8 protein-coding genes and 1 pseudogene are annotated in these 5,230 nt (G+C 62.5%); 2 read left to right on the forward strand and 7 right to left on the reverse strand.

What is annotated here, in order from left to right:
• Positions 1 to 87: transposase (locus E1832_RS23165; protein WP_342635552.1), on the reverse strand; the 87-nt coding region annotated here is incomplete at its 3' end.
• 182 nt (positions 88 to 269) lie between these two features.
• On the opposite strand from E1832_RS23165, the gene E1832_RS22760 reads away from it, so the two are divergent.
• On the forward strand, positions 270 to 461 hold the full coding sequence (locus E1832_RS22760; protein WP_133357780.1) for a hypothetical protein: 192 nt from the start codon (positions 270 to 272) through the stop codon (positions 459 to 461).
• 30 nt (positions 462 to 491) lie between these two features.
• Here E1832_RS22760 and E1832_RS00230 read toward each other — a convergent pair whose 3' ends face one another.
• From E1832_RS00230 to E1832_RS00245, 4 genes are read right to left on the reverse strand one after another with little or no spacing between them, the layout of a single operon-like run.
• On the reverse strand, positions 492 to 1,115 hold the full coding sequence (locus E1832_RS00230; RefSeq protein WP_133357782.1) for a pyridoxamine 5'-phosphate oxidase family protein: 624 nt from the start codon (positions 1,113 to 1,115) through the stop codon (positions 492 to 494).
• 31 nt (positions 1,116 to 1,146) lie between these two features.
• Complete coding sequence (locus tag E1832_RS00235; RefSeq protein WP_133357784.1) at positions 1,147 to 1,632, reverse strand: nuclear transport factor 2 family protein; 486 nt, start codon at positions 1,630 to 1,632, stop codon at positions 1,147 to 1,149.
• Between the two features lie 54 nt (positions 1,633 to 1,686).
• Positions 1,687 to 2,649 carry an MBL fold metallo-hydrolase gene (locus E1832_RS00240; RefSeq protein ID WP_133357786.1) on the reverse strand — a complete coding sequence of 321 codons (963 nt, stop codon included), beginning with the start codon at positions 2,647 to 2,649 and terminating at the stop codon, positions 1,687 to 1,689.
• Positions 2,650 to 2,707: 58 nt separating this feature from the next.
• The gene (locus E1832_RS00245; protein WP_133357788.1) at positions 2,708 to 3,253 is read right to left on the reverse strand and encodes a carboxymuconolactone decarboxylase family protein; all 546 of its coding nucleotides are present in this window, start codon (positions 3,251 to 3,253) and stop codon (positions 2,708 to 2,710) included.
• Between the two features lie 128 nt (positions 3,254 to 3,381).
• Between E1832_RS00245 and E1832_RS00250 the strand changes: the two genes are divergently transcribed.
• Positions 3,382 to 4,284 carry a LysR family transcriptional regulator gene (locus E1832_RS00250; RefSeq protein ID WP_133357790.1) on the forward strand — a complete coding sequence of 301 codons (903 nt, stop codon included), beginning with the start codon at positions 3,382 to 3,384 and terminating at the stop codon, positions 4,282 to 4,284.
• Between the two features lie 220 nt (positions 4,285 to 4,504).
• Here the strand turns inward: E1832_RS00250 and E1832_RS00255 are convergent.
• Both E1832_RS00255 and E1832_RS22350 read right to left on the reverse strand, forming a co-directional pair.
• A pseudogene (locus E1832_RS00255) lies at positions 4,505 to 4,687 on the reverse strand (tyrosine-type recombinase/integrase); the annotation flags it as partial.
• Between the two features lie 46 nt (positions 4,688 to 4,733).
• Positions 4,734 to 5,230: glycoside hydrolase family 19 protein (locus E1832_RS22350; RefSeq protein ID WP_425358952.1), on the reverse strand; the 497-nt coding region annotated here is incomplete at its 5' end.

Consider the following 5,230-nt stretch of genomic DNA (forward strand, 5'->3'; position numbering starts at 1 on the left):
CCGGCAAAGCTCCTTGGCCCCCATTCCGGCCTGATGCTCCTTCAGTATCCCGATGATCTGTTCTTCGCTGAATCGGCTTTTTCGCATTATCTGTCTCCTCGTTTGGAGAACAGGCTAACTTCAAACCGCGGACTTTTCAGGGGAGCAGGTCAGACGCCTTCGAGTCCCGCAAGGTTGGGGCCCAGACGCTGTTCTATCTCGATCCGCCTTATTGGGGTGGGGAGAACGACTATGGCAATGGGCTGTTCGATCGCAGCCAGTTCCAGGCCATGGCCGAGCAGCTGGCCGGGATCCACGGCAGGTTCATCCTGTCGATCAATGACCGCCCCGAGATCCGCGAGACATTCGCGGCGTTCGAAATGGAGGAGGTGAGGCTGAAATACTCCGTTGCCGCGGGTGGGTCGACCGATGCCGCCGAGCTGATCATCGCCAACTTCCCGCCCGGGGTTGGGTTGATCTGAGGGCGCGGCGTCAGGCCGGTCCGGGGCAGGTTATGCCATGGGCCGCGACGCCGGACGCCCTGCGATCTCGGCTTCGAGTTCGGCGATCCGTGCCGCGAGCGGCGCGGTCACGGCACTCACTTCAGCCAGAGTGTAGCGCTCAGTGATGTGCTGCGGGCAATTCCAGTCGAAGCCCTCGATCCTGATAACAATGCCTCGCTCGATCCGGGCGCGGTAATCCGAGAGCTCCAGCCGCGACAGCGCGGTACGATCCTCAAGATCGATTATCCGGGCGCGGCCGAAGACCTTCAGTCGGGTCTTGTTCGGATAATCCACGAAGAACAGCGACACCCGGTCGTCGGTCATCAGGTTTCCGACGCTGACATATTGCCGGTTGCCTCGGAAATCCGCAAAGCCGATCGTGCCTTCATCAAGCACGCGCACGAAACCGGCTGGCCCGCCGCGGTGCTGTATGTACGGCCAGCCGGTCTCGCTGACGGTCGCCATATAGAACGAGTCCCGTGCGGCGATGAACCCTGCCTCGGCTTCTGTGAGCTTTTGGTTCCGTGGTTCCGGCACATTCTCCATTCGGGCATATGCACTCCGGCTTCCCAGAGCCTCCTGCACCTTCTTGACCGTCGGCGTGAAGGCGATCTTCGCGAAATGATGTGGCATGATTTCCTCCTGCGGGTCCTTGCCCCGCGCCCTATATGCCGAGATCCGAAAGGCCCGCGTGGTCCGCTGGGCGAGGCCCCTGCGGCCAATGGAACTTCCGTTCGCTCTCAGAGATCGGCTGGTCGTTGATGCTGGCGAAGCGGAGCCGCATCAGGCCGCGCTCGTCGAACTCCCAGTTCTCATTGCCGTGACTGCGGAACCAGTTGCCGGCGTCATCGCGCCATTCGTAGGCAAAGCGCACGGCGATGCGGTTATCGGAAAAAGCCCAAAGCTCCTTGATCAGGCGATATTCCAGTTCGCGTGCCCATTTGCGCTTCAAGAATTTGACGATCTCGGCGCGACCGATGGGAAATTCGGCCCGGTTGCGCCATCGGCTGTCCTCCGTATAGGCTAGGGATACGCGCTCGGGATCGCGAGAGTTCCAGCCATCCTCGGCCATCCGAACCTTCTTGATCGCGGTGTCGCGCGTGAAGGGCGGCAAGGGTGGGCGAACTTTCGAAGAACTGTTCTCGGCCATGGGAGTCTCCTTTCAAGGTTGAGGCACCGGCGCGGCATCGCACCGGTGTTTCGATCAGTCGACGTAGGACCAATCCGCTGGCAGCCACTTGAGCGCACCGCTGTCCTTCACGATTCTGCCGACGCCGGGGAATGGCATATGCGTGGCGGCAAGCAGCGCCTTCTCCTCTGCTGCCTGCGGGAAGAACCGGGCACGGGACGCGTCTGCCGCCTCCTTGTCCATCTCGAAGATGATGCCGAAGCCCGGAAGTGCCGGATGCGCGGCCGGATGAAAGAGCATGTCCGCGACGAGGTTCAGGACCTGTCCGCCATCCTCGATCTTCACGCCGATCTGTCCCGGCGTATGGCCAGACAGATCGAAGACCGAAATGCCTCGCGTGATCTGGCGTTCGCCGTCAATCTGCTGAAGCCGGGGATACAGCCGGACGAGTTGCTCGGTCGCCGCGAAGCTCGACTTGACGATCTCCGGCGCCCGTACCTCGATCGACGGATCGGTGAAGGTTTGCACATCCCGCCTGTGGATATAGACATCCGCGTTCGGGAAGTTATTGCGATCGCCGGTCACCATGCCGCCGATATGGTCAACATGGGCATGCGTCAGGATGACAGCGTCGATATCCGTCTGCTTCACTCCGAGCGCCTCAAGCGTGCCCGGCAGATAGCCCGAGGTTTTGCTGACAGTTCCGGCCGGGCCGCTGTCGACAAGAACGTAGCGCTCGCCGTCGTTGATCAGGTAGGTGGCGAAATTGCCGCGCACGCCATTGCTGCCCGCTGCGAATACCGCCTCGGCGGCGGCGCGCGCCTGATCCGGTGTCACACCCGTGAACATGTCATAGGGAAAGTCGATATACCCGTCCGAGATCACGGTCACTTCGAAACGCCCGATCTGGTAGCGGGCAGTGATGGGAATCGGCGCCAGGGGGCCGGCCGACCGCGCTTGCAACTCAGGCGCCGCCGCCGCCGCAATGGGCAACGCAAGGAGGGATGCGGCAAAGCCGCGACGAGACAGGTCAACCATGGGATAGTTCCTTTTTGAAGGGCCCTGCGTGCCACGCGGGGCCAATTGCGGATCGGGCTCAGGCGGCTCCGGTCAGGTCGATATTCGGGAAATCGATCTCGACCTGGGTCGCCTTGCCAAGCAGGTTGGTGAAGATGTTCATCGCGACATGGGTGATGATCTCGATGATCTCGCCGTCCGAATGGCCGGCGGCGCGCACGGCCTCAAACTCAGCCCCGCTCACCTGCCCGGTATTCTCGACCAGGGCGCGGGCGAAGGTCAGGGCCGCTTCCGCCTTGGTGTCGGCCGAACGACCCATGCGGTTGGCCAGCATCTCCTGATTGTCGAGGCCGACCTTGCGGCCGATGGCCGTATGGGCCGAGACGCAGTATTGGCAAGCGTTCTGCTCGGCGACCGTCAGGGCGATACGCTCGCGCGTCTGTTCGTCCAGAAGGCCCGCGCCGGCAATCCCGTGCAGCCCGAGAAATGCGCCGAGCGCGGCCGGAGAGTTGGCCAGCACGCGAATGAAGTTGGGCACCATGCCAAGCCCGGACTGGACAGCATCCAGGAGCGGTTTGGCTTCGCCAGTGGCGGTTTTGGGGTCGATGACGGCAACGCGGGCCATGGGAGAGGATCCTTGTCTGGTTGAATGAACGGAGCCTTTGGGCACCGCTCGCCATGACATGGCCCTTTCTTTTGATTGAAAGAATACTCATTCTATGGAATTCATTATTCCGATTGGGGGAATAAAGAGTGGATCGCCTGCACCAACTCGAGGTCTTTGTAGCGGTTGCCGACGCCGGCAGCTTTACGAAGGCCGGCGCCCGCCTGCGGCTCTCGCCGCCCGCCGTCACTCGGGCGATTTCCGCGCTCGAGGCGCGTCTCGGTGCGCGCGTTTTCAACCGGACGACGCGCAGCCTTTCGATTACCGATGTCGGCGCGCGGTTTCTTGAAAGTGCAAAACGAGTGCTTGCCGATCTGGAGACGGCGGAGATGGACGCGGTCGGCGCAACCGCGAACCCTCTAGGGCACCTGACCATAACGGCCTCCGTTACCTTTGGCCGCTCGGCATTATCTCCGGTGGTTTGCGACTTTCTCAGCCACTACCCCCGCGTCACGGCAACGGTTGTGCTGGCGGACAGGATCGTCAACCTGGTCGAAGAGGGCATCGACGTCGCCATTCGGATTGGCCCCCTGCCAGATTCCAACCTGATCGCAAAGCGGATAGGATCAGTGCGCCGTGTTCTCGTCGCCAGCCCCGGCTACCTGGCCCGTCGTGGGACACCCGCCACACCTGCGGAGCTGAAACTTCACTCGGTGATCGCGTTCACCGGTTTGATGCCTAACCGCGAATGGCGTTTCAAGGACGATCAGGGCCGAAGCAGCGTCGCGCTGAAGCCGGACTTCGAGATCAACGATGCGATCGCCGCGATCCATGCCGCAGAAGAGGGTCACGGGATCACGATTGGCCTTTCCTATATGGTCTCCGACAAGATCCGGGAAGGTAAACTGGTCCCGGTTCTCGACCACATCTCGCTGCCACCTCAACCCGTTCACCTCGTCTATGCGCAATCGCGACTGGTCGCACCCAAGATCCGCGCCTTTGTCGATTTTGCAGCACCACGCCTAAAATCGGCACTTGACCAGCTTGCTTAAAAGCAGTGCGCATGAGGGGCGCTCACGTGAACGGCCGCTTTCGCCATACACGATGGTGAGTTTGCGCCCGCGGAAAAAGCCTGGAGTCCGCCCTCTCGACCGAACGGGCATGGTCAGCACGGCGCCAGAGCGCATGTCAAGTTTGGGCTGGGAACGGTCATCCGCTGCAGCAGGTGTGAAGGTCAGCTCAGGGCCATTCATACAGAACGGCCCGATACCGTCAGATCTCGACCGCTTCGGCGATTGCCAGCGCGTCCTCCAGTTCGACGCCGAGATACCGAACGGTGCTATCCATCTTGGTGTGCCCAAGCAGGAGTTGAACGGCCCGCAGGTTTCCCGTCTTCCGATAGATATGCGCGACCTTCGTCCGACGCATGGAATGTGTGCCAAAGGAGGTGGGATCATGGGTCTTACCTCGTTTCAGGAGTTGAGGGGGAACGGCCAGCGGATCACGCCGCCAGCCAGGGAAAGATCCGCGCCAGAAGTGCGCGGAATGGGGAAGGTTGGGCTCGTCTCGCAGGGAGGATCGGCGGCAGGGCCCGCAGCGCCGCATGCAGCGCCGCGCGGGAGTTCGGGCCAAAGCGGCCATCCACCACCAGTCTGGCGCCGCGCTGGAAGGCGCGCAGATCCTCCGGGCCATGGCCCAGCAGAACCAGCTGCGCCCGATCGGTTAAGCGCTGACGCTCCGACAGATGGGTATAGCCGCCATTGATCCGGCGGGTGATCCGGCGCAGATCGCCCTGGTCCGCCAGCGCGTTCAGCCCCCGGGTCGACCAGTACCAGAGCGGCCCCAGCCCCTCCCAGGGATCGAGATTCGCCGCATCCGGATCCGCTTCGAAGTCCGGCGCCGTGGGATCAAGGGTGCGCACCCACCGGGTGAAGGCGCGGTAGTTGCCCCGCCCGGTGATCTGGATCCCGGTGCGGCCCCGGTAGAGATAGCCGTCGC

It is taken from the genome of Antarcticimicrobium luteum (genome assembly GCF_004358185.1).
GTDB classification, from domain to species: Bacteria; Pseudomonadota; Alphaproteobacteria; order Rhodobacterales; family Rhodobacteraceae; genus Antarcticimicrobium; species Antarcticimicrobium luteum.

Excerpts from the sequence above, each read along its gene's own strand:
- E1832_RS22760 (WP_133357780.1), top strand. The coding sequence starts at position 270 with ATGGCCGAGCAGCTGGCCGGGATCCACGGCAGGTTCATCCTGTCGATC.
- E1832_RS00230 (WP_133357782.1), bottom strand. The coding sequence starts at position 1,115 with ATGCCACATCATTTCGCGAAGATCGCCTTCACGCCGACGGTCAAGAAG.
- E1832_RS00235 (WP_133357784.1), bottom strand. The coding sequence starts at position 1,632 with ATGGCCGAGAACAGTTCTTCGAAAGTTCGCCCACCCTTGCCGCCCTTC.
- E1832_RS00240 (WP_133357786.1), bottom strand. The coding sequence starts at position 2,649 with ATGGTTGACCTGTCTCGTCGCGGCTTTGCCGCATCCCTCCTTGCGTTG.
- E1832_RS00245 (WP_133357788.1), bottom strand. The coding sequence starts at position 3,253 with ATGGCCCGCGTTGCCGTCATCGACCCCAAAACCGCCACTGGCGAAGCC.